Origin of the sequence: Streptomyces parvulus, from assembly GCF_014648855.1 — a bacterium.
In the GTDB taxonomy this organism is placed as follows: domain Bacteria; phylum Actinomycetota; class Actinomycetes; order Streptomycetales; family Streptomycetaceae; genus Streptomyces; species Streptomyces parvulus.
Map to the genome: position 1 here is coordinate 63,601 of NZ_BMRX01000018.1, position 25,981 is coordinate 89,581.

General features: G+C 73.0%; 23 protein-coding genes and 1 pseudogene. 11 read left to right on the top strand and 13 right to left on the bottom strand.

Translation table 11 applies throughout. The annotated features are described in order from the left end of the window. The first annotated feature begins 43 nt into the window (after positions 1 to 43). The 3 genes from IE108_RS30005 to IE108_RS30015 all read left to right on the top strand — a co-directional run bounded on the left by IE108_RS30005 (position 44) and on the right by IE108_RS30015 (position 3,767). Positions 44 to 1,408 carry an ABC transporter substrate-binding protein gene (locus tag IE108_RS30005; protein WP_064727237.1) on the top strand — a complete coding sequence of 455 codons (1,365 nt, stop codon included), beginning with the start codon at positions 44 to 46 and terminating at the stop codon, positions 1,406 to 1,408. 112 nt (positions 1,409 to 1,520) lie between these two features. Further along, the gene (locus tag IE108_RS30010) at positions 1,521 to 2,852 is read left to right on the top strand and encodes a pectate lyase family protein (RefSeq protein ID WP_064727236.1); all 1,332 of its coding nucleotides are present in this window, start codon (positions 1,521 to 1,523) and stop codon (positions 2,850 to 2,852) included. 117 nt (positions 2,853 to 2,969) lie between these two features. Beyond that, complete coding sequence (locus IE108_RS30015; RefSeq protein WP_064727235.1) at positions 2,970 to 3,767, top strand: HAD family acid phosphatase; 798 nt, start codon at positions 2,970 to 2,972, stop codon at positions 3,765 to 3,767. Positions 3,768 to 3,799: 32 nt separating this feature from the next. On the opposite strand, the gene IE108_RS30020 is transcribed toward IE108_RS30015, so the two are convergent. The 3 genes from IE108_RS30020 to IE108_RS30030 form a co-directional block, all read right to left on the bottom strand. Then, positions 3,800 to 5,254 carry a peptidoglycan D,D-transpeptidase FtsI family protein gene (locus tag IE108_RS30020; protein ID WP_064727234.1) on the bottom strand — a complete coding sequence of 485 codons (1,455 nt, stop codon included), beginning with the start codon at positions 5,252 to 5,254 and terminating at the stop codon, positions 3,800 to 3,802. A 64-nt stretch (positions 5,255 to 5,318) separates the two neighbouring features. Next, positions 5,319 to 5,801 (bottom strand): GNAT family N-acetyltransferase, encoded by a 483-nt coding sequence (locus IE108_RS30025; RefSeq protein ID WP_064727233.1) that lies wholly within the window; start codon positions 5,799 to 5,801, stop codon positions 5,319 to 5,321. Positions 5,802 to 5,804: 3 nt separating this feature from the next. Continuing rightward, entirely contained in the window at positions 5,805 to 6,578 is a 774-nt protein-coding gene (locus IE108_RS30030) for an IclR family transcriptional regulator (protein ID WP_064727232.1), read from the bottom strand. A gap of 113 nt (positions 6,579 to 6,691) precedes the next feature. Here IE108_RS30030 and IE108_RS30035 point away from each other — a divergent pair, with 113 nt between their 5' ends. From IE108_RS30035 to IE108_RS30055, 5 genes are all read left to right on the top strand, one after another. Further along, positions 6,692 to 8,221: an aldehyde dehydrogenase (NADP(+)) gene (locus IE108_RS30035; protein ID WP_079163809.1), complete on the top strand. Its 1,530-nt coding sequence runs from the start codon at positions 6,692 to 6,694 to the stop codon at positions 8,219 to 8,221. Between the two features lie 111 nt (positions 8,222 to 8,332). Continuing rightward, positions 8,333 to 8,941, top strand: coding sequence for a DUF1349 domain-containing protein (locus IE108_RS30040; RefSeq protein WP_064727230.1), 609 nt, complete (start codon positions 8,333 to 8,335; stop codon positions 8,939 to 8,941). A gap of 37 nt (positions 8,942 to 8,978) precedes the next feature. After that, a complete protein-coding gene (locus IE108_RS30045; protein ID WP_189397793.1) occupies positions 8,979 to 9,482 on the top strand; it encodes a GNAT family N-acetyltransferase in 504 nt (167 codons plus the stop codon). Between the two features lie 75 nt (positions 9,483 to 9,557). Continuing rightward, a complete protein-coding gene (locus tag IE108_RS30050; protein WP_064731694.1) occupies positions 9,558 to 10,283 on the top strand; it encodes a DsbA family oxidoreductase in 726 nt (241 codons plus the stop codon). A 47-nt stretch (positions 10,284 to 10,330) separates the two neighbouring features. Further along, positions 10,331 to 11,425, top strand: a complete 1,095-nt coding sequence (locus tag IE108_RS30055) for an aminotransferase class V-fold PLP-dependent enzyme (protein WP_107420108.1) — start codon at positions 10,331 to 10,333, stop codon at positions 11,423 to 11,425. Positions 11,426 to 11,489: 64 nt separating this feature from the next. On the opposite strand, the gene thpD is transcribed toward IE108_RS30055, so the two are convergent. The 5 genes from thpD to IE108_RS30080 all read right to left on the bottom strand — a co-directional run bounded on the left by thpD (position 11,490) and on the right by IE108_RS30080 (position 16,256). Continuing rightward, entirely contained in the window at positions 11,490 to 12,389 is a 900-nt protein-coding gene (gene thpD / locus IE108_RS30060) for an ectoine hydroxylase (RefSeq protein ID WP_189397797.1), read from the bottom strand. A gap of 3 nt (positions 12,390 to 12,392) precedes the next feature. Next, the gene (locus IE108_RS30065; protein WP_043374438.1) at positions 12,393 to 12,791 is read right to left on the bottom strand and encodes an ectoine synthase; all 399 of its coding nucleotides are present in this window, start codon (positions 12,789 to 12,791) and stop codon (positions 12,393 to 12,395) included. A gap of 91 nt (positions 12,792 to 12,882) precedes the next feature. Beyond that, positions 12,883 to 14,154: a diaminobutyrate--2-oxoglutarate transaminase gene (ectB, locus tag IE108_RS30070; RefSeq protein ID WP_064727227.1), complete on the bottom strand. Its 1,272-nt coding sequence runs from the start codon at positions 14,152 to 14,154 to the stop codon at positions 12,883 to 12,885. Positions 14,155 to 14,286: 132 nt separating this feature from the next. Continuing rightward, positions 14,287 to 14,799 (bottom strand): diaminobutyrate acetyltransferase, encoded by a 513-nt coding sequence (gene ectA / locus IE108_RS30075; protein WP_064727226.1) that lies wholly within the window; start codon positions 14,797 to 14,799, stop codon positions 14,287 to 14,289. A 329-nt stretch (positions 14,800 to 15,128) separates the two neighbouring features. After that, positions 15,129 to 16,256, bottom strand: coding sequence for an aminotransferase class V-fold PLP-dependent enzyme (locus IE108_RS30080; protein WP_064727225.1), 1,128 nt, complete (start codon positions 16,254 to 16,256; stop codon positions 15,129 to 15,131). Positions 16,257 to 16,570: 314 nt separating this feature from the next. On the opposite strand from IE108_RS30080, the gene IE108_RS30085 reads away from it, so the two are divergent. Beyond that, positions 16,571 to 17,662 (top strand): amidohydrolase family protein, encoded by a 1,092-nt coding sequence (locus IE108_RS30085; RefSeq protein ID WP_064727224.1) that lies wholly within the window; start codon positions 16,571 to 16,573, stop codon positions 17,660 to 17,662. Between the two features lie 187 nt (positions 17,663 to 17,849). Next, on the top strand, positions 17,850 to 18,806 hold the full coding sequence (locus tag IE108_RS30090) for an SCO1860 family LAETG-anchored protein (protein ID WP_064727223.1): 957 nt from the start codon (positions 17,850 to 17,852) through the stop codon (positions 18,804 to 18,806). 691 nt (positions 18,807 to 19,497) lie between these two features. Here IE108_RS30090 and cobC read toward each other — a convergent pair. Together cobC and IE108_RS30100 are read right to left on the bottom strand one after the other, a co-directional pair. After that, a complete protein-coding gene (gene cobC, locus IE108_RS30095) occupies positions 19,498 to 20,586 on the bottom strand; it encodes an Rv2231c family histidinol phosphate aminotransferase CobC (RefSeq protein ID WP_229852524.1) in 1,089 nt (362 codons plus the stop codon). Between the two features lie 28 nt (positions 20,587 to 20,614). Continuing rightward, a pseudogene (locus IE108_RS30100) lies at positions 20,615 to 21,055 on the bottom strand (cobalamin biosynthesis protein); the annotation flags it as partial. Positions 21,056 to 21,144: 89 nt separating this feature from the next. On the opposite strand from IE108_RS30100, the gene IE108_RS30105 reads away from it, so the two are divergent. After that, entirely contained in the window at positions 21,145 to 21,873 is a 729-nt protein-coding gene (locus IE108_RS30105) for a ZIP family metal transporter (protein WP_064727220.1), read from the top strand. Between the two features lie 11 nt (positions 21,874 to 21,884). Here IE108_RS30105 and IE108_RS30110 read toward each other — a convergent pair whose 3' ends face one another. The 3 genes from IE108_RS30110 to IE108_RS30120 are packed head-to-tail and all read right to left on the bottom strand — an operon-like array spanning position 21,885 to position 25,971. Beyond that, the gene (locus IE108_RS30110) at positions 21,885 to 23,348 is read right to left on the bottom strand and encodes a cobyrinic acid a,c-diamide synthase CobB (protein ID WP_064727219.1); all 1,464 of its coding nucleotides are present in this window, start codon (positions 23,346 to 23,348) and stop codon (positions 21,885 to 21,887) included. Continuing rightward, entirely contained in the window at positions 23,342 to 23,941 is a 600-nt protein-coding gene (cobO, locus tag IE108_RS30115) for a cob(I)yrinic acid a,c-diamide adenosyltransferase (protein ID WP_064727218.1), read from the bottom strand. The genes IE108_RS30110 and cobO overlap by 7 nt, the downstream gene beginning before the upstream one ends. Further along, on the bottom strand, positions 23,941 to 25,971 hold the full coding sequence (locus IE108_RS30120) for a putative cobaltochelatase (RefSeq protein ID WP_064727217.1): 2,031 nt from the start codon (positions 25,969 to 25,971) through the stop codon (positions 23,941 to 23,943). The genes cobO and IE108_RS30120 overlap by 1 nt, the downstream gene beginning before the upstream one ends. Positions 25,972 to 25,981 lie beyond the last annotated feature (10 nt).

Genomic DNA, 25,981 nt, shown 5'->3' on the forward strand with positions numbered 1-25,981 from the left:
CCCTTTGTTGGAAGTGTTGGACCCAGAAGAAGAGAGCCGACCGATGAAGATCAGCAATCTCAGCAGCAGAGGCACAGTCAGGCGCCGGACGTCCGCCGCCGTCGCCCTCGCAGCCGTGCTCGCGCTGACCGCCACCGCCTGCGGTGACGACGGCAGCGGGGCCGGCGGCGACAAGGGAGCCGAGGGCAGCGGCAAGGGGAAGATCGTCTTCTGGGACAACAACGGCGGTATCCGTACGGCCGTCTGGAAGGAGATCATCGCCGGCTTCGAGAAGGCCAACCCCGACATCGACGTGGAGTACGTCGGGATCGCCGCCACCGAGTACCAGTCCAAGGTCGACACCGCCATCCAGGGCGGGGGCCTGCCCGACGTCGGCGGCGTCACCGCCTCGATGCTCGCGGGCTTCTCCGCCCAGGGCGCCCTGGAGCCGCTGGACGGACGGCTCGCGAAGTCCTCGCTCGACGGGCAGCTCAACAAGGACATGGTCGAGTCGCTGAAGGCGGCCGGCGGCGGAGACGGCACCCTGTACTCGGTGCCGACCTCCGCCAACAACGGCGTGCTCTACTACCGCACCGACCTGTTCGAGAAGGCCGGACTGGAGGAGCCGACCACCTGGGACCGCTTCTACACGGCCGCCGAGAAGCTCACCAAGGCCGGCAAGAACGAGTTCGGCTACACCATCCGCGGCGGCTCCGGCTCCATCGCTCAGGCGTTCGACGCGATGTACGGGCAGTCCGGCATCACCTCGTTCTGGGACGCGGACAAGAAGAAGACCACCGTCAACGACCCGAAGAACGTCGCGGCGCTGGAGAAGTACGCCGCCCTCTACAAGAAGGTCACGCCGGCCGCCGACGTCAACAACGACTTCGCCAAGATGGTCGCCCAGTGGGACACCGGCACGATCGGCCTGCTCAACCACAACCTCGGCTCCTACCAGGACCACGTGAAGGCGCTCGGGGCCGACAAGTTCCGCGGCATCCCGCAGCCGGTCGGCCCCGGCGGCAAGCGCGTCCAGGTGTCCAACCCGGTCGACGGGCTCGGCGTGTTCAAGAGCTCCAAGAACAAGGAGGCGGCCTGGAAGTTCATCGAGTTCGCCACCTCGAAGGAGCGGAACTCGAAGTTCAACGAGTCGGCCGGCCAGGTGCCGTCCAACACCGGGGCCGGGCAGGACGCGTGGATCCAGAAGGCCGAGCCGACGAAGCTGGCCGCTGAGGCGCTGAACGACGGGTCGACGACCATCGTGCAGCTGCCGTACTACCTGCCGGACTGGAACACGCTGTCCAAGTCGGAGAGCGAGCCGGCCTTCCAGAAGGTGCTGCTCGGGGACATGACCGCGGAGTCGTTCCTCGACGACCTGGCCGAGAAGCTGAACGCTGCGCAGGCCGACTGGGTGGCGCAGGCGGGTTAGTCGACGCCGGCTTTCGCCGTGGGCGGTCCGTGGTTCGCGGGCTGCGGGCCGTCCGTGGTTGCTCGCGCAGTTCCCCGCGCCCCTGGGGTGTTGGACCTTCCGAATCGATGAAATGGAGAGCCGCACTATGCATCTGCGCAGAATTGGCCTGCTGGCCGGCTGTACCGCCCTCGTGCTGACCTTGACCGCCGCCGCCGCCACCGCCCAGGCCCGGCCCGGGCATCATCCGCCGCGCGATGCCGCCCGGCAGACGCTGCCCGCGAAGGACGGGTGGGCCTCGGCGGGGGCCGGGACCACCGGCGGGGCCGCCGCCGAGGCCGCCCGGGTCTTCACCGTCACCGACTGGGACGGCTTCCGCGCCGCCCTCGCCGTCGGAGGCACCGCGCCGCGGATCATCAAGGTGAAGGGCACGGTGGACGCCGTCGCCGCGGGATGTGACGCCTTCGCCGCGCCCGGCTACGACTTCGACGCCTACCTGGAGAAGTACTCCCCGGAGACCTGGGGCCTGGAGAGCGACCTGAGCGCCGAGCCCGACGACAGCCCCGAGGGGCTGCGCCGCGCCTCCGCCGCGCGGCAGGACGCGTCCGTCAAGGCGTACGTCCCCGCCAACACCACGATCATCGGCGTCGGCCGCGACGCCGGGCTCAAGGGGGCGAGCCTCCAGATCAAGGACGTGGACAACGTCATCGTCCGCAACCTCACCTTCGAGAGCCCCGTCGACTGCTTCCCGCAGTGGGACCCCACGGACGGCGACAAGGGCAACTGGAACTCCGAGTACGACAGCGCCGTCGTGTACGGATCGACGCACGTCTGGCTCGACCACAACACGTTCACCGACGGCGACCACCCCGACAGCGCGGCGCCCACCCACTTCGGCATGCTCTACCAGCAGCACGACGGCCAGCTCGACGTCGTGCGCGGCGCGGACCTCGTGACCGCGTCCTGGAACGTCTTCACCGAGCACGACAAGACGATCCTGATCGGGAACAGCGACAGCGAGTCCACGGCCGCCGACGACCGCGGACACCTGAGGACGACCTTCCACCACAACCTGTTCAAGGACCTCGTCGAGCGGGCGCCCCGGGTGCGCTTCGGGCAGGTCGACGTCTACAACAACCACTTCGTCGCGGGCGAGGACCACGCCTACAGCCTCGGCGTCGGCAAGGAGTCCCAGCTCGTCGCCGAGCACAACGCCTTCACGCTGCCCGCCGGCGTCACCGCCGCCAACGTGCTCAAGCGCTGGAACGACGCGCCGCTCACCGCCGCCCACAACCGGGTGAACGGCCGCACCACCGACCTGATCGCCGCGCACAACGCACAGTTCCCCCAGACGCCCCTGCGCGCCGGCACCGGCTGGACCCCCAGCCTGCGGACCGGGGTCCTGCCCGCCTGGGCGGTCCCGGTGGCCGTGGGTCTCGGGGCCGGCGCCGGACGCCTGCGCTGACCGGCCCGCCGGGGGCGGGCACTTGACCCGCTTGACACGATCTTTGCCAGGTATAGGGGCGCGGATCCGGCCACGGGTCTCGCGCCCGCACCGGTGACGCGCGTAGAAACATGTGTCATGCATAAACCACTGCGCCTCGCGTCCGTCACCGCCGCCTGCGCCGTCGCCGGTGCCGTCCTCTACGGCACGGGCGCCGCCACCGCCGGCCAGTCCACGGCCAACTCCACCCACGAGCCCTACAACATCGGCCAGCTGGCCAAGGACATCGACGCCTACTACGGCACCACCCTCGACGCCGACGGCGTCTACCAGGCCTCCCCGGACAGCCCCTACGCCGCCGACGTGGCGCGGGCCGACGCCGCCGTGCGCGAGCAGATCGACCGGGCGGCCCGCACGGCCCACCGGCACCACGCGAAGCCGGCGATCGTCTTCGACATCGACGACACGCTGCTGCTCAGCCTCGACTACGAGAAGAAGAACAACTACGGCTACGACGGCGCCACCTGGGCCGCCTACGTCGACCGCGCCGACCGCCCCGCCGTCCCCGGCAGCCCCGCCCTCGTCCGGTACGCCGAGCGCAAGGGCGTCGAGGTCTTCTACAACTCGGGGCTCGGCGAGGACCAGCGCGATGCCGCCGTGCTCAACCTGAAGCGGGTGGGAGTCGACGTGAACCTCGACGCCGCCCACATGTTCCTCAAGGACAAGGCGCACCCGCCGTCCTACCTGGCCCACTGCGCCACACCCGGCACCTGGAAGTGCACCACCGTGCAGTACAAGGCGGGCACGCGCGGCCACATCGAAGGCGACCTCGGCTTCGACGTCGTCGCCAACGTCGGCGACCAGTACTCCGACCTGCGGGGCGGCCACGCGGACCGCACCTACAAGCTGCCCAACCCGACGTACTTCGTCGAGTAGCGGACGGGGCGGAGAGGGCCGACGGGGCGGCCTCACCCCTTGAGCGCCGCCTCCATCATCGCCTTCGCCACCGGGGCCGCCAGGCCGTTGCCGCTGACCTCGGACCGGGCCGCGTCGGACTGCTCGACGATGACCGCCACGGCGACCTCCCTGCCGGAGGACTCGGACTCGGCGTACGAGGTGAACCAGGCGTACGGCGTCTTGCTGTTGTTCTCGCCGTGCTGGGCCGTGCCCGTCTTGCCGCCGACCGTCGCCCCGGGGATCTTCGCGTTCGAGCCGGTGCCCTCGTCGACGACGGTCCGCATGGCCGACTGGAGCTGGTCGGCGGTGCCGGCGCTCACGATCCGCTTCGAGCCGGCGTCGGAGTGGTCCTCCAGGGCGTCGCCGCCGCTGTCGGTGACCTGCGACACCATGTGCGGGGAGACCAGCTCGCCGCCGTTGGCGAGGGCCGCGGAGACCATCGCCATCTGGAGCGGGGTCGCCGTCACGTCGAACTGGCCGATGCCCGTCAGGGCGGTCGACGAGCTGTTCATGTCCTTCGGGAACACGCTGGTGTACGCCCGGACCGGCACGTCCTGCGAGGTGTCGTTGAACCCGAACCGCTCCGCCATGGCCCGCAGCTCGTCCTGGCCGAGGTCGACGGCCATCTTCGCGAACACGTTGTTGCACGAGTACTGGAGCGCGGTGCGGATCGTCGCGTTCTCGCACGGCGCGCTCGGATTCTCGTTGGACAGGTCCGTCGTGGTGCCCGGCAGCCGGTACGGGTCCGGGCTGTCGGTCCTCTCGTCCACCGATCCGTACAGCCCGTTCTCCAGCGCGGCGGCCGCCACGACCAGCTTGAACGTGGAGCCCGGCGGCAGCGGCTGGCGCAGCGCGCGGTTGGTCAGCGGCTTGTCCGGGTCCTCGGTGAGCTTCTTCCACGCCTCGCCCGCCGTGTTGGCGTCGGTGAGCGAGGTCGGGTCGTACGAGGGGGTCGACACGACGGACAGGATCTCGCCCGTCTTCGGGTCGATGGCGACCGCGGCGCCCTTCGTCTCGCCCAGGGCGTCGAACCCGGCCTTCTGCACCGCCGGGTCGATGGTCGTGACCACGTTCCCCGGCTCGGCGCGCTTGCCGGTGACGGTGTCCATCACGGTCTTCAGCCGCGGGTCGGTGCCGTTGAGCACGTCCTGGTAGACGCCCTCCAGCTGCGTCGGCGCGTACGCCTGCGAGGCGTAGCCCGTCACGGCCGCGTACAGCTTGCCGTTCTCGTACGTCCGTTTGTGGGCGAGGTCACCCCCCTCCGTCGCCGCCGAGCCGGTGACCGACCGGCCGCCCACGATGATGTTCCCGAGCGGCTCCGCGTACGTCTCTATCGCGTTGCGCCGGTTGTCCTTGCTGTCCGCGAGCGCCCGGCCCTCGTAGAACTGCACCCAGGTCGCCCTGACCAGCAGAGCGAACACCAGGAGCAGCGTGAGGACCGAGGCGCGCCTGATCGTCTTGTTCATCCCGCTGACAGGACGAACGGGCCGGGGCGGATCGTTCCGTCCGCCCCGTTTTCTCATCGTCCGTTCATGTGGCGGCCCGGCCCGCGAGGTGGAGGACGACCTCGTCGATCTCCTCGCCGCGCGCCGCCGCGAAGCCCCTGGCCCGGGCGCTCGTTTCGAAGCCGCACTTCTCCAGCACGCGCCGCGACCCGGCGTTGTCGGCCGCGGCCCGCGCGTACAGCGGGCGGTCCGGCACCTCGGCGAGCAGGGCCCGCAGCGCGGCCGTCGCCACCCCGCGGCCCCAGTACGCCCGGTCCACCCAGTAGGTGACCTCGCGCTCGCCCGGCTGCCCGTACACCGCCGCGCTGCCGACCACGTCCCCGTCGCCGAGGATGGTCCGCACGACGTCGGAGGAGGCGCGGATCCTTCTCCAGTGGGCCGCGAAGGCGTCCCAGTCGGCCGGGTCCTTCGGCGTGAAGGCCGCCATGCGCAGGGCCTCCGGATCGTTCATCTGCCGGAAGAACACGGGCAGATCGCTGTCGTGGACGTCGCGCAGTGCGATGAGCATGGCTCAGAGCCTACGGGTGGCCAGGGTCAGCCGGTCCCGCGCGTCGAACAGGGCGTCCTTCACCATCTGCTCGTGCGCCGGCGTCAGCCGCGCCACCGGCACGGAGCAGCTGATCGCGTCCCGCGCGGGGGTGCGGTAGGGCACCGCCACGCCGAAGCAGCGCAGACCCAGCGTGTTCTCCTCGCGGTCCACGGCGAAGCCCTGCTCCCGCACCTGGCGCAGCTCCTCGATGAGCCTCTCCCGGTCGGTGATGGTGTGCTCGGTGAGCGCCGGCAGCGTCTGGGGCAGCATCTTGCGGACCTGCTCGTCGGTGTACGTGCTCAGCAGCGCCTTGCCCAGCGAGGTGGAGTGCGCGGGCAGCCGCCGGCCGACCCGGGTGAACGGCCGCAGGTAGTGCTGCGACTGCCGGGTGGCCAGGTAGACGACGTTCGTGCCGTCCAGCCGCGCGAGGTGGATGGTCTCCGTGGTGTCGTCGGAGAGCCGGTCCAGCGTCGGCCTGGCCGCCGCGACGACCTCGTCGCCGTCGATGTACGAGGTGCCGACCAGCAGCGCCCGCACCCCGATGCCGTACCGCGTGCCCGTCGCGTCCGTCTCCACCCAGCCCAGCTCCACCAGGGTGCGCAGCAGCATGTAGAGGCTGGACTTGGGATAACCGACGGCCTCCTGGACCGACGCGAGGGAGTGCATACCGGGGCGTCCGGCGAAGTACTCGAGCAGTTCGACCGTCCGCACCGCGGACTTGACCTGCGCTCCGCCCCCCGTCTCGCCAGCCGACATCGCCCTTGACCCCTTCGTTCGGCGGGAAATAGTCTCGAACAGCATATTCATCATCAGAGACAGCGTTCAGTATATCGAACGACTCCGATGCAGAACGCGTGGAGGGACCCGCGGTGGCAGCAGCACCAGTCTGGAGTGTCGACCCCCGTACCGGGAAGCAGCGTGAACAGGTCGCCGTGGAGGCCTCCGCCCAGGAGGTGGACGACGCCGTCCGCGCCGCGCACGCCGCCCGGGACGCCCTCGCGGACCGTACCGTCCGCGCCGCCTTCCTGCGCGGCGCCGCCGACGAGCTGAAGGCCGCCGAGGGCACCCTGGTCGAGGTCGCCGACGCGGAGACCGCGCTCGGCCCGGTCCGGCTCACCGGCGAACTCGCCCGCACCTGCTACCAGTTGCGGGCCTTCGCCGACATCGTCGACGAGGGCGAGTTCCTCGGCGTCGTGGTCAACCACCCCGACGGCACCGCCACCCCGCCCATCCCGGACCTGCGCCGCTACAAGGTGCCGCTCGGCGTCGTCGCCGTCTACTCGGCCTCCAACTTCCCCTTCGCCTTCTCCGTGCCCGGCGGCGACACCGCCAGCGCCCTCGCGGCCGGCTGCCCGGTCGTCGTCAAGGCCCACCCCGACCACCCCGCCCTGTCCGAGCTGGTCGCCAAGGTGCTGCGGCGCGCCGCGGCCCGGCACGGCATCCCGGACGGCGTGCTCGGCCTCGTGCACGGCTTCGAGGCGGGCATCGAGCTGATCCGGCACCCGCTGGTCGCGGCGGCCGGCTTCACGGGCTCGGTCCGCGGTGGCCGCGCCCTGTTCGACGCGGCGGCGGCGCGGCCGGTGCCCATCCCCTTCCACGGCGAGCTGGGTTCGCTGAACCCGGTCGTCGTCACCGAGGCCGCCGCCGCCGAGCGGGCGGACGCGATCGGCGCGGGGCTGGCCGGGTCGATGACGCTGGGCGTCGGCCAGTTCTGCGTGAAGCCCGGCCTGGTCCTGGTGCCGGCCGGCGATGCCGGGGACGGCCTGGTCAAGACCCTCACCGACGCGGTGAGCGACACCGACGCCGGCGTCCTGCTCGACCACCGCATGCGGGACAACTTCGTGGCCGGCGTCGCCGAGCGGACGGCCCTGCCCGACGTGGAGTCGCCGGTGACGCCGGGCGCGGGCGGCGAGCACACCGTCGCCGCCGGGTTCCTCACGGTCCCGGCCGCGCGGCTGGCGGCGGAGGGGGAGCACGACCTGCTCCTGGAGGAGTGCTTCGGGCCGGTCACCGTGGTGGCCCGCTACCGGGACGAGGAGGAGGTGCGGGGCGTGCTGTCCCGGCTGCCGGGGAACCTCACGGCGACCGTGCAGCTCTCCTCCGCAGAGGTCGCGGGGGAGGGGGACGGCGCCGGGCTCCTCGCCGCGGTGACGCCGCTCGCGGGGCGGGTGCTGGTGAACGGGTGGCCGACGGGGGTCGCCGTGGCGGCGGCTCAGCATCACGGGGGGCCGTATCCCGCTACGACGTCGACGTCCACCTCGGTGGGCGGGACGGCGGTGGAGCGGTGGCTGCGGCCGGTGGCGTACCAGGGGGTGCCGGAGGCGCTGCTGCCGGCTGAACTGCGGGATGACAATCCGCTGGGGTTGCCTCGGCGGTTCAACGGGGTGCTTGAGCGGTAGCGGTAGCACCGTGGGGGTGCGGGTTCCGTCGCGGGGTGCCGCGGCGTCGTGGCTGGTCGCGCAGTTCCCCGCGCCCCTGAGTGTCTCCACCCGATCGGAGAGAATCAGTACATGGACATCGCACTTCCCGAACTGCCCTTTCCCCTCCGCCCCTACGGACCCGACGGCGACTGGTCCTACGAAGGCGGTGTGCTCACCGGGGTGGCGGGGGCCCGGCAGGACCGGTTCGTGACGCCGACCGGGGAGGCGCTGGACACGCCCTCCGACGCGCCCCGGCTGCTCGGCGCCCCCGACGGGGACTTCCAGCTGGTCGCCCGCGTCACGGTCGGGTTCAAGGGGGCCTTCGACGCCGGGGTGCTCTACGTCCACGTCGGTGAGCGGGCCTGGGCCAAGCTGTGCCTGGAGTACTCGCCGGACGTGCCCACCGTCTGCACGGTGGTCACCCGGGGGCACTCCGACGACTGCAACTCCTTCACCGTGGACGGGAGTTCCGTCTGGTTCCGGGTCAGCCGCAGCGGGCGGGCCTTCGCCTTCCACGCCTCGCCCGACGGCGAGCGCTGGACCTTCGTGCGCCTCTTCACGCTCGGCGACGAGCGCGAGACCGGTGCGGCCCTGGTCGGCTTCCTGGCCCAGGCGCCGACGGGGGAGGGCTGCGTCGTGACGTACGACCGTCTGGAGTTCCGGCCGGGCTGGCCGGCGGACCTGCGCGACGGCAGCTGACGCAACCGCAGGGGTGGTCGCGCGCGTCCTGCGGTGCATGATCAGCGAACGTGTGACCGGAAGCAGGGTGATCCGCACCGTCCTGCCCGCCGAGGCCGAGACCGTCGCAGCCCTGCACGCCAGGGCCCGGGCGACGTACTACCCCGACGGGCTGCCCGAGGACGGTCTCGACTGGCCGGCCCGCTGGCGCAGCACCGTGGAGCGGGCCGACGGGCATGTGCTGTGCGCCGTCGAACAGGGACGCATCGCCGCCATCGCCTCGTTCCGGGTCCCCGAGGGCGGAGCGGCGGACACGGTGAAGCTGTTCCAGTTCCACGTCGACCCCGACCACTGGCGCGCCGGCCTCGGCACCGCCCTGCACGCCGCCTGCGTCGAACAGTGGCAGGCCGACGGACGCCGGGCGGCGGTGCTGGACGTCCACGTCGACAACCGGCGGGCGCAGGCCTTCTACGCCCGCCTGGGCTGGGTCCCGGACCCGGAGAACCCGCCCGCCGACGGCGACCACCACCTGTTCCTGCGCTTCCGGGTGCCCGGGGAATGAGCCCCGCTGCTTGAACGTTCACGTATGGGCGCGGAGAGGGTCTCCGCCCCGTACGACCTGGAGAAGAGCCGAGACATGCGCGTCGAGATCTGGAGCGACATCGCCTGCCCGTGGTGCTACGTGGGCAAGGCCCGCTTCGAGAAGGCGCTGGCGGCCTTCCCGCACCGGGACGGCGTCGAGGTGGTCCACCGGTCGTTCGAGCTGGACCCCGGGCGGGCCAAGGACGACGTGCAGCCCGTGCTGACCATGCTCACCGCCAAGTACGGCATGAGCGAGGCGCAGGCGCGGGCCGGCGAGGACAACCTCGGCGCGCAGGCCGCCGCCGAGGGCCTGGACTACCGCACCCGCGACCGCGACCACGGCAGCACCTTCGACATGCACCGGCTGCTGCACCTCGCCAAGGAGCGCGGCCGCCACGACGCCCTGCTGGACGCCTTCTACCGGGCCAACTTCGCCGAGGAGCGCTCCGTCTTCAACGACGACGAGCGGCTCGTGGAGCTGGCCGCCGCCGCGGGCCTCGACGCCGCCGAGGTCCGTACGGTCCTGGCCGACCCCACCGCCTACGCCGACGAGGTCCGCGCCGACGAGCGCGAGGCCGCGCAGCTCGGCGCCACCGGAGTGCCGTTCTTCGTGCTCGACCGGGCCTACGGCGTCTCCGGAGCCCAGCCCGCCGAGGTCTTCGCCCGGGCGCTGACGCAGGCGTGGGGCGAGCGCACCCCGCTGAAGACGGTCGACGCGGGCGACGCCGAGGTCTGCGGCCCGGACGGGTGCGCGGTGCCGGGGGCGGAGAACCCCAGGTGAGGGCCCGTACATAAGCGCTGCTTGGAGGAACCGCGTAGAAATACGCGATGGACGGGGAGGTCCAGGGGTCGCAGAGTGGTGCCATGGAGAGCTTCGAGAACCTCGTCCGTGCCGAGTTCGCCCCGAAGACCACGTACCTCAACACCGCCAGCACCGGCCTGCTGCCCGCCAGGGCCCTCGTCGCGATGCGGGACGCGGCGGCGTCGGCCGCCGTCGGGCAGCCGCTCGACATGTTCGCCGACGTCGAGGCGTGCCGGGCCGCCTACGGCCGGCTCGTGGGGGTGCCCGCCACCCGGGTCGCGGCCGGTGCCTCGGTGGCCACCTACAGCGGCCTGGTCGCCGCCGCGCTGCCCGCGGGCGCCGAAGTCCTCACCGCCGAGGCCGACTTCGCCTCCCTGGTGAATCCGCTGTACATGCGGGGCGACCTCAAGGTGCGCGCGGTGCCGCTGGAGCGCCTGGCCGAGTCGGTCGGCCCGGACACCGCGCTCGTCGCGGTCAGCTCGGTCCAGTCGGCCGACGGGCGGATCGCGGACCTCGCGGCGGTGCGGGACGCGGCCCGGCAGCACGGGGCGCGGACGCTGATCGACGTCTCCCAGGCGAACGGCTGGCTGCCGACGGCCGCGGACGACTTCGACTTCGTGGTCGCCGTCGCCTACAAGTGGGTGCTCTGCCCGCGCGGGGTCGCGTTCCTCGTCGTACCGGAGGATCTGGGGGAGTCGGCGGGGCTCACGCCGCTGTTCGCCGGCTGGGCGTCGGGGGAGCACCCCTGGGACAGCTGCTACGGCCCCGTACAGGAGCTGGCGCACTCCGCCCGGCGCTTCGACGAGAGCCCCGCGCTGTTCTCGTACACCGGCGCCCGGCAGTCGCTGGCGCTGATCGAGGAGCTGGGCGTGGACGCGGTGCACGCCCACGACACCGCTCTCGCCGACCGGTTCCGCGAGGGGGTGCGCTCACTGGGCCACGAGCCGGTGCCCGCGCCGGGCTCCGCCGTCGTCTCCGTGCCCGGTCTCGGCCGGCGCAGGGACGAGGTGGCCCGGGCCGGCGTCCAGGTCTCCGACCGGGCGGGCAACCTGCGGGCCGCCTTCCACCTGTACAACACGGCGGCGGACGTGGACCGGCTGCTGGACGTGCTGGCGGGCTGAGACGTGTATCGGGCAGGAGCCTCCCGTCCCACACAAAAGGCCCCTGCCCGAGTTCGGATGCGGGTCACCCCACCGGGGTGAAGTCCCGCGCGCCGATGAACTCCGGCCGCCGGATCGGTGCCGCGAACGGCTCGACGGCGGTGTTCTCGACGCTGTTGAAGACGATGAACACGTTGCTGCGCGGGAACGGCGTGATGTTGTCGCCCGACCCGTGCATGCAGTTGCAGTCGAACCAGGTCGCCGAACCGGCCTTGCCGGTGAACAGCTTGATGCCGTACTCCGAGGCCATCTTGGTCAGGCCCTCGTCGGACGGTGTCCCCGCGTCCTGCATCATCAGGGACTTCTTGTAGTTGTCCTTCGGCGTGGCCCCCGCGCACCCGAGGAACGTCTTGTGCGACCCCGGCATGATCATGAGACCGCCGTTGGTGTCGTAGTTCTCGGTGAGCGCGATCGAGACCGAGATCGTCCGCATGTTCGGCAGACCGTCCTCGGCGTGCCAGGTCTCGAAGTCCGAGTGCCAGTAGAAGCCGCTCGCCCCGAAACCGGGCTTGACGTTGATCCGCGACTGGTGGACGTAGACGTCCGAGCCGAGGATCTGCCGGGCCCGTCCGACCACCCGCTCGTCCCGCACCAGCTTGGCGAAGACCTCACTGATCTTGTGCACCTCGAAGACCGAGCGGATCTCCTTGGACTGCGGCTCCACGATCGAGCGCTCGTCCGCGCGGATGGCCGGGTCGGTGGTGAGCCGCTCCAGCTCCCGCTGGTAGACCGCCACCTCGTCCGGCCCGATGAGCTGGTCGATGGCGAGGAACCCGTCGCGGTCCAGGGACTGGAGATCAGCCTGGGAGACCGGCCCGGGGGTGTCGGGGGAGCCCCAGACGACCGGGTCCTGCCGGGGGGTTGCCACCTCGGTGGCACCGCGGGTGGGGTAGAGATCGGTGACGTTCGTGGTGGTGGTCACGATGACTCACACCTCCTCGGTGAGCAGCGGGTAGACGCCGTTCTCGTCGTGGTCCTCCCGTCCGGTCACGGGCGGGTTGAAGACGCAGATGCAGTGGAAGTCCTCCTTGACCTTGAGCGTGTGGCGCTCGTGGCCGTTGAGGAGATACATCGTGCCGGGCGTGATGTGGTACGTCTTCCCCGTCTCGCGGTCGGTCAACTCGGCGTCGCCCTTGGTGCAGACGACTGCCTCGATGTGGTTCGCGTACCACATCGACGTCTCCGTACCCGCGTACAGAATCGTCTCGTGGACGGAGAAGCCGACCTTCTCCTTGGCCAGGACGATGCGCTTGCTCTCCCAGGTGCCGGACGCCGACTTCACGTGCCGGTCGGTGCCTTCGATCTCCTTGAACGAACGGACGATCACGGTGTTGCGATGCCTCCTAGGTGAAGGGTGTGCAAGGGTCCCCGGCGCCCTCGGTCGCGAGGGCCGAAGGCGCCGGAAGCGGTGGGGGTGTTCAGGCGGTCTCACGCACGGCGCGGGCCAGGGTCTTCATGCCCTCGTCCAGCTCGTCGGGCGTGATGGTGAGCGCCGGGAGGAGCTTGACGACCTCGCTCTCGGGGCCGGACGTCTCGATCAGCAGCCCGAGCTCGAAGGCGCGCTTGGCGACCTTCCCCGCACGGTCCTTGTCGTGGAACTCCAGGCCCCAGACCAGGCCGCGGCCCCGGTACTCCTTGACGTCCGCGAGGTTCTCCTCGGTGATGGCGATCATGTGCTGCTCGACCTGCTCACCGCGGGTGCGGGTCTGCTTCTCCATCGCCGACCCGTCGGCCCAGTACGTCTCCAGCGTGGCGGTCGCGGTGACGAAGGCCGGGTTGTTGCCGCGGAAGGTGCCGTTGTGCTCGCCGGGCTCCCAGACGTCCAGCTCCGGCTTGAACAGGCACAGCGACATGGGCAGGCCGTAGCCGCTGATCGACTTGGACACGGTCACGATGTCCGGCGTGATGCCCGCCTCCTCGAAGGAGAAGAAGGCGCCGGTCCGGCCGCAGCCCATCTGGATGTCGTCCACGATGAGCAGCATGTCCTGGCGCGCGCACAATTCCGACAAGGCGCGCAGCCACTCGGGCCGGGCGACGTTGATGCCGCCCTCGCCCTGCACCGTCTCGACGATCACGGCGGCCGGCTTGTTCAGGCCGGAGCCCTGGTCCTCGAGGAGCCGCTCGAACCACAGGAAGTCCTCGACGGTGCCGTCGAAGTAGTTGTCGAACGGCATCGGCGTGCCGTGCACCAGCGGGATGCCGGCGCCGGCCCGCTTGAAGGCGTTGCCGGTCACGGCGAGCGAGCCCAGGGACATGCCGTGGAAGGCGTTGGTGAACGACACGATCGACTCGCGCCCCTTCACCTTGCGCGCCAGCTTGAGCGCGGCCTCCACGGCGTTGGTGCCCGTCGGGCCCGGGAACATGACCTTGTAGGGCAGGTCGCGCTTGCGCAGGACGATGTCCTGGAAGGTCTCCAGGAAGCGGCGCTTGGCGGTGGTCGACATGTCGAGACCGTGCGTGACGCCGTCCCGCTCCAGGTAGTCGATCAGCGCGCGTTTCAGGACCGCGTTGTTGTGCCCGTAGTTGAGCGAGCCCGCTCCGGCGAAGAAGTCGAGGTACTCGTGGCCGTCCTCGTCGTACATGCGGCTGCCCACCGCACGGTCGAACACAGTGGGCCAGCCGCGGCAGTAGCTGCGCACCTCGGACTCGACGGTCTCGAAGACGCTGAGGTCGGGCTGGGTGATGGTCACGACGAATCGCTCCTCGTTGGGTGAGGGTGGGAGAGGGAGTCGTACGAATCCGGCGGGAACCGGTGTGGTCCCGGCGGGAAGTTTGGGGGACCGGCGGGCCGGGGGTGCCCGGCCGTCCGGGCGTCCGGCGGGTCAGCCGGCCGCGGTCAGGGGACCGATGCGGTACAGGACCTCGGGCTCGTGCGGCCCGTCCGGGAAGACGTCCGTGTCGAACAGCACCTCGCGCTCCAGCCGGGCACCGTGCCGCTCGGCGAACGAGGTGAACAACCGCTGGGACGCGGTGTTGTCGGGGGAGATGGTGGTCTCCACGGTCGTCGTCGCGCACTCCGCGACAGTGCGGGCGACCAGCCCGTCCAGCAGGGATGCCGCGAGCCTTCGTCCACGGTACGCCTCGTCCACGGCGACCTGCCACACCAGCAGCGTGTCCGGCCGGTCGGGCCGGTTGTAGCCGGTGATGAAGCCGACCGGCACCCCGTGCCCGTCACGAGCGACCGCCGAGGTGGCGGCGAAGTCCCGGCACCACAGCAGGTAGCTGTAGGACGAGTTCAGGTCGAGGACCTTGGAATCCCGGGCTATCCGCCACAGGGCGGCGCCGTCGGCCACTCTCGGACGATCGATTTGCAGGTCTGCTTGCGCGGCAGTCATGCAATTGAAATTACCGAGGGAATTTAAAAATTGCATCGCCGGACGGGGTTACGGATCGATGCCTCGTGTGTTATCACGCGGGCGCGTACCTCCGCGCGAGCAGACGGCAACTTGTGATGATTTGACCGTCACATACCTCGCGAAGCGGACAGCATGTGTATCGGGTCACAATCTCGTAACCCATGCGAGACGTGTCCGAAATGCGTAGCTCGACCTTCGCGGAATCTTTGTGTTTAGGTCAAGAGAAAGCGGGCAGAAGAATATGGGATCCTGTACTGGACGGGAATTCCACTATTGCGTAAGTGCGGGATAAGGGAATTCCCTTGAATTCATGCTCCGGAAAGGCCGGCGCCGCCCGGTCGCTCCCAGGCGTCCCCGGCGGCCCGCCGGGCGCCCTCCGGATCGGTCTTGCGTCCCGTCTCCGTCAGCGCGGCACCCAGTGCCGTCAGGCAGTCCTGCACGGCCGTGAGCGTCGCGTCGGGACCGTAGTGGTTGACCCGGATCATCTCGGCGGCCAGTGCGCCCCCGCCGGCGGCCAGCGGCAGCGCGGGGACGGCCGCCAGGGCGCGGGCCACCAGCGCGGAGGCGTCGACGTCCGGCGGCGTGCGCAGGGTCGTGGCGACCGGCGCCGCGTCCTTCGCCTCGTACACGTACGGCTCCAGGGTCCCCAGGGCGAGAGCGCCGGCCCGGGTGGCCGCCGCGGCCGCCGCGTGCCGCGCCATCACCGTCCCGGCGCCCTCCGCCTCGATGCGCTCCACGCAGGCCTCCAGCGCGAGCATCTCCAGCTGGGCGGGCGCGTGCAGCAGGGCCTTGCGGCCGCCGTCGATCCAGCGCTCCTTCCAGTCCAGCAGCGAGAGGTACGAGCGCCGCGGCGCCCCGGGGTTCGCCGCCATGCGGGCCCACGCGCGCTCGCTCACCGACACCGCCGAGACGCCGGCCGGACCGCCCATCGCCTTCTGGGCGCCGATCACGCACAGGTCCACGCCCCACGCGTCCGGCAGCACCGGCTCGGCGCCCACGGAGGCCACGGCGTCCAGGTAGAACAGCGCGCCCTGCTCCCGGACGGCCTCGCCGATCTCCGCGACCGGGTTGGTGTTGCCCGTCGCCGCCTCGGCGTGCACCAGGGACACGAAGTCGATCGCGGAGTGCTCGGCGAAGGCCCGGCGCACCTGCTCGGCGGTGACGGCCGTGTGGAACGGCACGGCGAGGTCGTGCACGGTCGCGCCGCAGTCCCGCAGCCAGTTCCCGAACGTCTGTCCGTACGGGCCGGTGACGATGTTGAGCGCCACGGTCCCCGGACCCGCGGCGGCGCGGATCGCGCCCTCCAGCGGCAGCAGCGCCTCGCCCTGCATGACCACGACGTCCTGCGCGGTGCCGAGCAGCCGCGCGACCCGGTCCTCGATCGCGGCGAAGCGACCGGCGGTCAGTGGCGGGAGGTCCAGGAGCGGGTGGGTCACGTCGGGCTCTCTTCAGTACGGGCAGGTGTACGGAACGTACGAGTCGAGAGTAACCATGACCTCTCCCCGCACTCGGCACCGAGTCCATCCGTTGCGACACCCCCACGCCCGGAATTGTGGCTTCCGCTACAGCGGCGGGTGCCTCCGGGCTGATGAACTCGCCCTGTGTTCGTGGTACTTGTGCTGCTCGTCGTGATCGCCGTGGTGACGTCTGCTGCGCGTCGCCGGCGCCGAGATGCCCTCCGACGGCGGCGCGGGCTCGCCCCGGTGACCGGCCTTCCGGTCACCCCCGGGGCCCGGTCTAAGGTGCGGGCATGAGCGATCGCGCGGTGCTGCACGTCAGGGGTCGGGTGCTCGTCGGGCCGGACGAGGTCCGCGACGAGCTGTGGGTGATCGACGGCCGGGTCTCCTACGACCGCCCCGCCGGCGCCTGCGACGTACGCACCGTCGAGGGCTGGGCGGTGCCCGGTCTGGTCGACGCGCACTGCCACGTCGGCCTCGACCAGCACGGCGCCGTGCCCGACGACGTGGCCGAGAAGCAGGCGCTGACCGACCGGGAGGCGGGCACCCTCCTCATCCGCGACGCGGGCTCCCCGTCCGACACCCGCTGGATCGACGACCGCGAGGACCTGCCGAAGATCATCCGGGCGGGCCGGCACATCGCCCGCACCCGCCGCTACATCCGCAACTACGCCTGGGAGGTCGAGCCGGAGGACCTCGTCGCCTACGTCGCCCAGGAGGCCCGGCGCGGCGACGGCTGGGTGAAGCTGGTCGGCGACTGGATCGACCGCGACCTCGGCGACCTGTCCGCCTGCTGGCCGCGCGGCGCCGTCGAGGCGGCGATCGCCGAGGCCCACCGGCTGGGCACCCGCGTCACCGCGCACTGCTTCGCCGAGGACTCCCTGCGCGACCTGGTCGAGGCCGGCATCGACTGCGTCGAGCACGCCACCGGCCTCACGGACGACACGATCCCGCTCTTCGCCGAGCGCGGCGTCGCCATCGTGCCGACCCTCGTCAACATCGCCACCTTCCCCGCCCTCGCCGACGGCGGCGAGTCCCGCTTCCCGCGCTGGTCGGCCCACATGCGCCGGCTGCACGAACGCCGCTACGACACCGTGCGGAGCGCCTACGACGCCGGGGTCCCGGTCTTCGTCGGCACCGACGCCGGCGGCGCCCTGTCCCACGGCCTCGCCGCCGCGGAGGTCGCCGAGCTGGTCACCGCCGGCATCCCGCCCGTCGAGGCCCTCGCCGCGACCACCTGGGCCGCGCGCGCCTGGCTGGGCCGTCCCGGCCTGGACGAGGGAGCGCCGGCGGACCTCGTGGTGTACGACCAGGATCCGCGCGCCGACGTGCGCGTGCTCGCCGCTCCGCGCCGGGTGGTGCTGAACGGGCGGGTCGTCGGTTAGCCGACGGGAGTGACGGCGGCGAACACTCGTGCCCGGAGGAATCGAAAAGGTTCGCCAAAACTCCCCGAAGGGGTGAAGTGACCCTGGATCGCTGACGGTTGGGCGTGCGCCGGGACATTCTTTCCGGGTCCCAAGCATGTCGCTCATGCGTGTCCCGCACGCATGTCTCACTGGGGGTCCCACCACCTTGAACGGCAACACCTTCCGCATGCCCGCACGCCGTCTCGCCACCGTCGCGGCGGCCACGGCCCTGGCCGCCGGTCCCGCGGCCCTGGCCGGCGCGGGCGCCGCCCACGCGACCGGTGACCACGGCCGCGCGAGCGCCACCGTGCTGCGCACCGGGCTCGACGTCTCCCTGCTCAACAAGACCGTGAACGTCCCGCTCGCGGTCACCCTCAACGAGGTGCAGGCCCCCGAGAGCGCCGAGAAGACCGCGCTGTCCGCCCGGCTGGACGGCGTCGACCGCGGCAGGCCCTTCAGCGTCCTGCGCGCCGACGTGGCCGAGGCCAGAGCGACCGCGGAGGCCGCCGGGAGCGAGGGCAGCACCAAGCTCGTGGGCGCCAGGCTCCACGTCCCCGGGCTGCCGCTGCTGTCGCTGATCGAGATTCAGGAGGTCACCTCCACGGCGACCTGCGAGGCCGGGAAGAAGCCGGCCGCGAAGGCCAACCTCCTGGGTGCCGTGACGGTCCTCGGCAAGAAGGTCACGCTGACCACGGCCGGGACGACGGACGTGAAGGTCCCCGGCGTGGGCGAGGTGCGGCTCGACCTGTCGAAGACCGAGACCACCTCCCGCACGGCCGCCGCCACCGCGCTCGAACTGACGGTGTCCGTCAACCCGCTCGACCTGAACGTCGCCGAGGTCCACGGCACCGTCACCCTGGCGAAGGCGACCTGCGAGGCGCCCCCGGCCCCCGCGGACGAGGCCGAGCAGCCCCCGGTGAAGGCCGAGGAGCCCCCGGCCGGCGAGGACGCCGAACCCGCGGCCGAACCGGCGGCCGACACCAAGCCCCAGGGCGCCCGCGCCGAGGCCGACCTGGCCGAGACGGGCGGCAGCTCCGCGACCCCGTACATCGCGGCCGGCGCCGCGGCCCTGGTGCTGGCGGGCGGCGGAGCCCTGGTCCTGGCACGCCGCGGACGCGGCTGACGAGCGGGGGAACGGGCGGGGCGTACGCGGGGGGTGTGGGGGGCGTGCGCCCCGTGGGGGGTCTGGGCAGCCGGGTGAGCGGTTCCGTGCGCCGGGGTGAGGCGGGCATGTCGGGGGGCGTGCGTGCTCCCGGCGGGGACGGAACCGGCCGGTAGGGGGAAGGTCGCGTGCGAGGGGGGCGCGCGTCCCGGTTGCTGCGGCCACGTGCCCGGGGCGCGCTGGGGGGGCGTGCCCCAGGCTGGGACGGAACTGGTAGGGGCGGAGGGGCGTGCGCCGCGCCGTCCCGTCCGTCCCGCTCGCTGGGGCCCTGTGCTGGGGGGTGTGCTCCCGGTCGGGACGAAAGCGGCCGGGCTGGGGGGGGCGTAGGCCGCGCGTGACGGGTGTGCGCCTCGGGGGCCGGTGACCAGGGCACGCCGGGGGTGCGTGCTGCCGGTCGCGGCGGGGCCGGCCGGGCCGGCGGGGGCGTAGGCCGGACGGGGGCGCCAGGGGCGTAACGCGAGCCGGGCGGCGTGGGCGCGGGCCGGGCCCGCGAGGTGAGGGCCTCGGTCCGTCGGGGCTTGCGGGTCGGGCCGTGAGGTGGGGACCTCGGTCCGTCCGGCTTGCGGCTCGGGCCCGCGAGGCGGGGTCCTCGGTCCGTCCGCCGCCCGCGGCCTTGGGTAAGGAAGCCTCCGCCGCCGTCCGCGGCCGTGGGTCAGGATGCCTCCGCCGTCGCCCGCCCCAGCGCCCGCAGGAACGCGTCCGACGTGCCCCGGTCCCGCACCGCGAGACGCAGCCACTCCTCGTCCAGGCCGGGAAACGTGTCGCCGCGCCGCACCGCGAAGCCCAGCCTCCGCAGTCGCCGGCGCACCGCGTCCGCGTCCGGGAGGCGGACGAGGACGAAGGGGCCCTCGGCGGGTCCGGCGACCCGCAGCCCGGCCCCGGCGAACTCGCCCAGCCCGGCGACCAGATGGGCCCGGTCCGCGGCGACGCGGTGCGCGGCGTGGGCCGCCTCCGCCAGGGCCCGCGGCGCCACACACGCCTCGGCGGCCGCCAGCGCGGGCGTCGACACCGGCCACAGGGGCTGCGCGCGCTCCAGCTCGGCCACCGTCTCCGGGGCCGCCAGGACGTATCCGATGCGCAGCCCCGCGAGCCCCCACGTCTTGGTGAGGCTGCGCAGCACGACCAGTCCGGGTACGTCCGTACGCCCGGCCAGTGCCTCCCGCTCGCCCGGCACCGCGTCCATGAACGCCTCGTCCACCACCAGCGTCCGCCCGGGCCGGGCCAGCCGCGCGAGCACGTCCGCCGGGTGCAGGACCGACGTCGGGTTGGTCGGGTTGCCGACCACCACCAGGTCGGCCTCCTCCGGGACCGCCGCCGGATCCAGCCGGAAGCCGTCCGCCGCCCGCAGCAGCACCCGGCCCACCGAGTGCCCCGCGTCCCGCAGCGCCGCCTCCGGCTCCGTGAACTGGGGGTGCACCACCACCGGCCACCGCACCTTCAGGGCCCGCGCCAGCAGCACGAACGCCTCCGCCGCCCCCGCCGTCAGCAGCACCCGCTCCACCGGCAGCCCGTGCCGCGCCGCCACCGCCGCCCGCGCCGCCCGCCCGTCCGGGTAGGCGGCCAGCGAGCCCAGCGAGGCGGCGATGTGCTCGCGCAGCCACACCGGGGGAGTGTCCGCGCGGACGTTCACCGCGAGGTCCACCAGCGCCGAACCGTCGTCACGCACCTCGGCGTCCCCGTGGTGCCGCAGGTCGTGGCCCGGGATTCCCGGCTCAGTGGGCATGGGAGTGTGCGTGTCCATGGGGGTGATGGTGCCGCACCCCTGTCTCCGGCCCGGCGCCCGGGTCCGCCGCCCCGCCGGCCGGCCGCCGTGCCACCGCACACGTCGCCCGTGCCGGACGCGCCGCCGATCTGCGCTTGGGCACGAGGAGGACCCCGCCGCCCGCCAGCGCCGCCGCCTCGGCCACCGACGCGGTCCCGACCGCCGCGAGCACGGCACCGGACGGGTGGGGCACCGCCACCGCCGCCAGCTCCGCCGCGGTGCGGGTCACCAGCGGTACGCCCAGCCGCCGCGCGGCGCCCACGACCCCGGGCTCCGCCCCCTTCGTGTCCACGGTCGCCAGCTCCACGACCGACGCGGCGTCCAGCCCCGCCTCGTCCAGCGCCCCCGCCACCAGCGCGAGCACCTCCTCGACGGACACACCCCGGGAGGCGCCGACCCCGACGACGACCGACGGCACGTGCCGCGTCGCCCGGCCGGGCCCGGAATCCGTCCCTTCCCCGCGTCCGCTGCGCATATTTACCGCCCTTGCCGCTGTCGTGCGCGCGTGAACGCGCCCCGATCGGATAGCAAGGGGCCATGGCGGTCTTCGTCGCGCTCGGCGCGTTCCTGATGACGCTGGCCGGCGGCTGGACGGCACAGCGCGTGACCGACCGGCGCCACCTGGTCCTGGGGCTGGCCGGCGGCCTGATGCTGGGCGTCGTCGGCCTCGACCTGCTGCCGGAGGCCCTGGAGGCGGCCGGCGACGAGGTGTTCGGGGTGCCCGAGGCGCTGCTGCTCTTCGTCACCGGGTTCCTCCTCGCGCACCTGGTGGAACGGCTGCTGGCCGCCCGCCGCGCCGCGCACGGCGCCGACGAGCACGGACAGCGCTCGCCCCAGGTGGGCCTCACGGCCGCCGCCGCCATGGTGGGGCACAGCGCGATGGACGGCGTGGCGATCGGCGCCGCCTTCCAGGTGGGCGGCGGCATGGGCGCGGCGGTGGCGATGGCGGTGATCGCCCACGACTTCGCCGACGGCTTCAACACCTACACACTGACCAGCCTCTACGGAAACGCCCGCCGCCGCGCCATCGCGATGCTGGTCGCCGACGCCGTGGCCCCCGTCGCCGGCGCCGCCTCCACCCTGCTCTTCACCATCCCCGAGGGCGCGCTCGGTGCCTACCTCGGCCTGTTCGGCGGCGTCCTGCTCTACCTCGCCGCGGCCGAGATCCTGCCCGAGGCCCACCACGAGCACCCGGCCCGCTCGACCCTGCTGTGCACGGTCGCCGGGGCGGCCTTCATCTGGCTGGTGGTCGGCATCGCCGAGTGAGCCGGCGCCCGTCACGGCGTCCCGCAGCTCTCGACGAACCGCCGGGCGACCGACGGCTGTGCCGCCCAGTGCGTGTGCAGGTAACTCGCGTGCACGCCACCCTCGACGAACCCCTCGACACGCCGCTGAGGCGTCCGCATCCCCCACGCAGGCGCCGCGCCGGCCCCCGGCTCCACGACGGTCCGGTGGAACTCGTGCCCCCGCATCCGCGTGCCCGCGACCGCCAGCGGACTGTCGGTCAGCGCCACGCAGTCCCGGTACCCGAGGGTCAGCCGCCTGGACATCCGCGCGGACGTGTCCAGCACCCCGCACATGGGCAGCCCGTCCAGCTCCCGGCCCAGATACAGCAGACCCGCGCACTCGGCCGCCACGGGCGCGCCCCCGAGCGCCAGTTCGGCGACCGACTTGCGCAGCCCCTCGTTGGCCGACAGCTCGGAGACGTACACCTCGGGGAAGCCGCCCCCGATCACCAGACCCCGCGTCCCCTCCGGCAGCTCCTCGTCGCGCAGCGGATCAAAGACGGCCACCTCGGCCCCCGCGGCGGCGAGCAGCTCGGCGTGCTCGGCGTAGGAGAAGGTGAACGCGGCTCCGCCCGCGACGGCGACCCGGACCTTCTCCAGCCCGTCCGGCGTGTGCGGACGGGGCCGTTCGGGCCGAACGCGGGGGTCCGGGAGCGCGGCCCCCGGGCTCGGGACGGGAAGGGGCCGCGGGGTCGGGGACGCAAGCACCTCAGCCGCGTCCCAAGCCGCCCCGGACAGCGTCCCCGCCCCGCGGGCCAGCGCGACCAGCCCCTCCAGGTCGCACCCGTCGGCGACCAGCGCGGCCATCGCCGAGACCGCCTCCACCGCGGCCGAACCCCGCTCGGCGACCGGCACCAGACCAAGGTGCCGCGACGGCGTCTCCACCGGCGCGGCCCGCCGCAGCGCCCCCAGCACCGGCACCCCCACGGCGTCCAGCGCCTCCCGCAGCATCACCTCGTGCCGGTCGGAGCCCACCTTGTTGAGGATCACGCCCGCCACCCGCACGTCCGGGTCGAAGGACACGAACCCGTGCACCAGCGCCGCCACGGACCGCGACTGCGCCGACGCGTCCACGACGAGCACCACGGGCGCCCGCAGCAGCTTGGCGACGTGCGCCGTGGAGGCCAGTTCGCCCTCCCCGGCCGCCCCGTCGTACAGCCCCATCACGCCCTCGATCACGGCGATGTCGCAGCCCCGCGAACCGTGCAGGAACAGCGGCTCCACCAGCTCGGGCCCGCACAGGTAGGCGTCGAGGTTGCGTCCCGTGCGCCCGGTGGCGAGCGCGTGGTAGCCGGGGTCGATGTAGTCGGGCCCGACCTTGTGCGGGGAGACGGCGAGCCCCCGCGCGGTGAGCGCGGCCATGAGGCCGGTGGCCACGGTGGTCTTGCCGCTGCCCGAGGAGGGAGCGGCCACGACCAGCCGGGGGACGGAGGCCGGGGCGGAGGCCGTCACCACTCGATGCCCCTCTGCCCCTTCTGGCCGGTGTCCATCGGGTGCTTGACCTTCGACATGTCGGTGACCAGGTCCGCGAAGTCCACCAGCTTCTCCGGCGCGTTCCGCCCGGTGATCACGACGTGCTGGGTGCCGGGCCGGTCGCGCAGCACGGAGACCACCTCGTCGGTGTCGATCCACCCCCAGTGCAGCGGGTAGGCGAACTCGTCCAGTACGTACAGCTTGTACGTCTCGGCGGCCAGGTCGCGCTTGACCTGCTCCCAGCCCTCGCGGGCCTTCTCCTCGTTGTCCTGCTGCTGGTCGCGCTGGACCCAGGACCAGCCCTCGCCCATCTTGTGCCAGTCGACGGTGCCGCCCTCGCCGGAGGCGCCCAGCACCCGCAGGGCGTTCTCCTCGCCGACCTTCCACTTGGCCGACTTGACGAACTGGAACACCCCGACGGGCCACCCCTGGTTCCAGGCCCGCAGCGCCAGCCCGAAGGCGGCGGTCGACTTGCCCTTCCCGATCCCGGTGTGCACGAACACCAGCGGCCGGTTGCGCCGCTGCCGGGTCGTCAGTCCGTCGTCCGGTACGACACTCGGCTGTCCCTTGGGCACTACGCGGCCCTCCTTGATCCCGTCTCACGTACGTCCTTGACCAGTCCCGCGATCGAGTCGGCCCGCAACTCGTCGAGGGTCACCGCCGTGCCGCCCAGCTCGCCCGCCAGCCGTCCGGCCAGTCCCAGCCGGATCGGACCCGACTCGCAGTCCACGACCACCGAGGCGGTGCCCTCGGCCGCGAACAGCCGCGCCGCGCGTCCCGCCTGCGCCACCGGTTCGACACCCCCGGTGGCCCGCCCGTCGGTCACCACCACGACCAGCGCCCGCCGGGCCGGGTCCCGCAGCCGCTCCACCCGCAGCACCTCGTGCGCCCTGAGCAGCCCGGCCGCCAGCGGCGTGCGCCCGCCCGTCGGCAGCGACTCCAGCCGGACCGCCGCCGCGTCCACCGACGAGGTCGGCGGCAGCGCCACCTCGGCGGCCGAACCGCGGAAGGTCACCAGCCCCACCTTGTCCCGCCGCTGGTAGGCGTCCAGGAGCAGCGACAGCACGGCTCCCTTGACGGCGCTCATCCGCTGCCGGGCCGCCATCGACCCGGAGGCGTCCACGACGAACAGCACGAGGTTGCCCTCCCGCCCCTCGCGGGTCGCCTGCCGCAGGTCGTCCCGGCGTACCACCAGACCGCGTCCGGTCCGGCCGCGCTCGCGCTGGTGCGGAGCCGCCGCCTGAACGGTCGCCGCCAGGTGCAGCTTGGTCAGCGCGCCACGCGGCCGGCGGGCGCCGGTGGTCCGCCCGTGCTCGGTCCGGGCCCGGGAGCGCCGCCCCGCGGTCCCCTCGCCGAGTCCGGGCACGCTCAGTACCTTGGTCCGGAACGGCTCGGCGGCCCGTACGGCGGACCGCTCCCCGGCCCCTCCCGCGGCCGGAGCGGGCGGCGGCTGCTCCCCGGGCCCGTCCTCGGGCGGGGCTCCCGCGTCGCCGGCGCCGTCCTCGGGGCCCTGCTCGGGCGGCCGTCCACCGCCGCCCCCGGGGCCGTCGGGACCGGGGTCCGGATCCGGGTCGGGGTCGTCGTCGCCCCGGTCGCCGAACTCGTCCAGGGTCTCGTCGAGCTTGTCCTCGTCGAGCCCCGGCGCGTCGAAGGGGTTGCGCCGCCGCCGGTGCGGCAGCGCCAGCAGCGCCGCCTGGCGGACGTCCTCGGCGAGCACGTCGGTCCGCCCGGCCCAGGCCGCCAGCGCGGTCGCCGTGCGGGCCATCACGATGTCGGCGCGCATGCCGTCCACCTCGAAGGCCGCACAGGTCGCCGCGATCTGGCGCAGCGCCGCGTCGCCCAGGACCACGGACGGCAGCAGCTCACGGGCCGCGACGATCCGCGCCCGCACGTCGGCCTCCTCGTCGGCCCAGCGCGCGGCGAAGCCGGCCGGGTCGTCGTCGTGGGCGAGCCTGCGCCGTACGACCTCCACCCGCTGGTCGGGCTCGCGCGAGGCGGCGACCTCCACCGTCAGCCCGAACCGGTCGAGCAACTGCGGCCGCAGCTCGCCCTCTTCCGGGTTCATGGTGCCGACCAGCAGGAACTTCGAGGCGTGCCGCACGGACACGCCCTCGCGCTCCACGTACGAGGCGCCCATCGCGGCGGCGTCCAGCAGCAGGTCGACCAGGTGGTCGTGGAGGAGGTTGACCTCGTCGACGTACAGGATCCCGCGGTGGGCGTCGGCGAGCAGGCCCGGCTCGAAGGCCTTGACGCCCTCGGCGAGCGCCCGCTCGATGTCGAGGGCGCCGACCAGCCGGTCCTCGGAGGCGCCGACGGGCAGCTCGACCATCCGCGAGGGACGCTCGGTGGCCGTCCCGGGCTCGTGCGGACCGTCGGGGCAGCCCGGGTCGGGCGACCCCGGGGAGCAGGAGAAGCGGCAGCCCGGGACCACCGCGACGGGCGGCAGCAGCGCCGAGAGGGCGCGCACGGCCGTCGACTTGGCGGTGCCCTTCTCGCCGCGCACCAGCACGCCGCCGACCGCCGGGGAGACGGCGTTCAGCAGCAGCGCGAGGCGCAGGTCGTCCTGGCCGACGACGGCCGTGAACGGGAACGGGGTACTGGTCACTGGTGGTCGT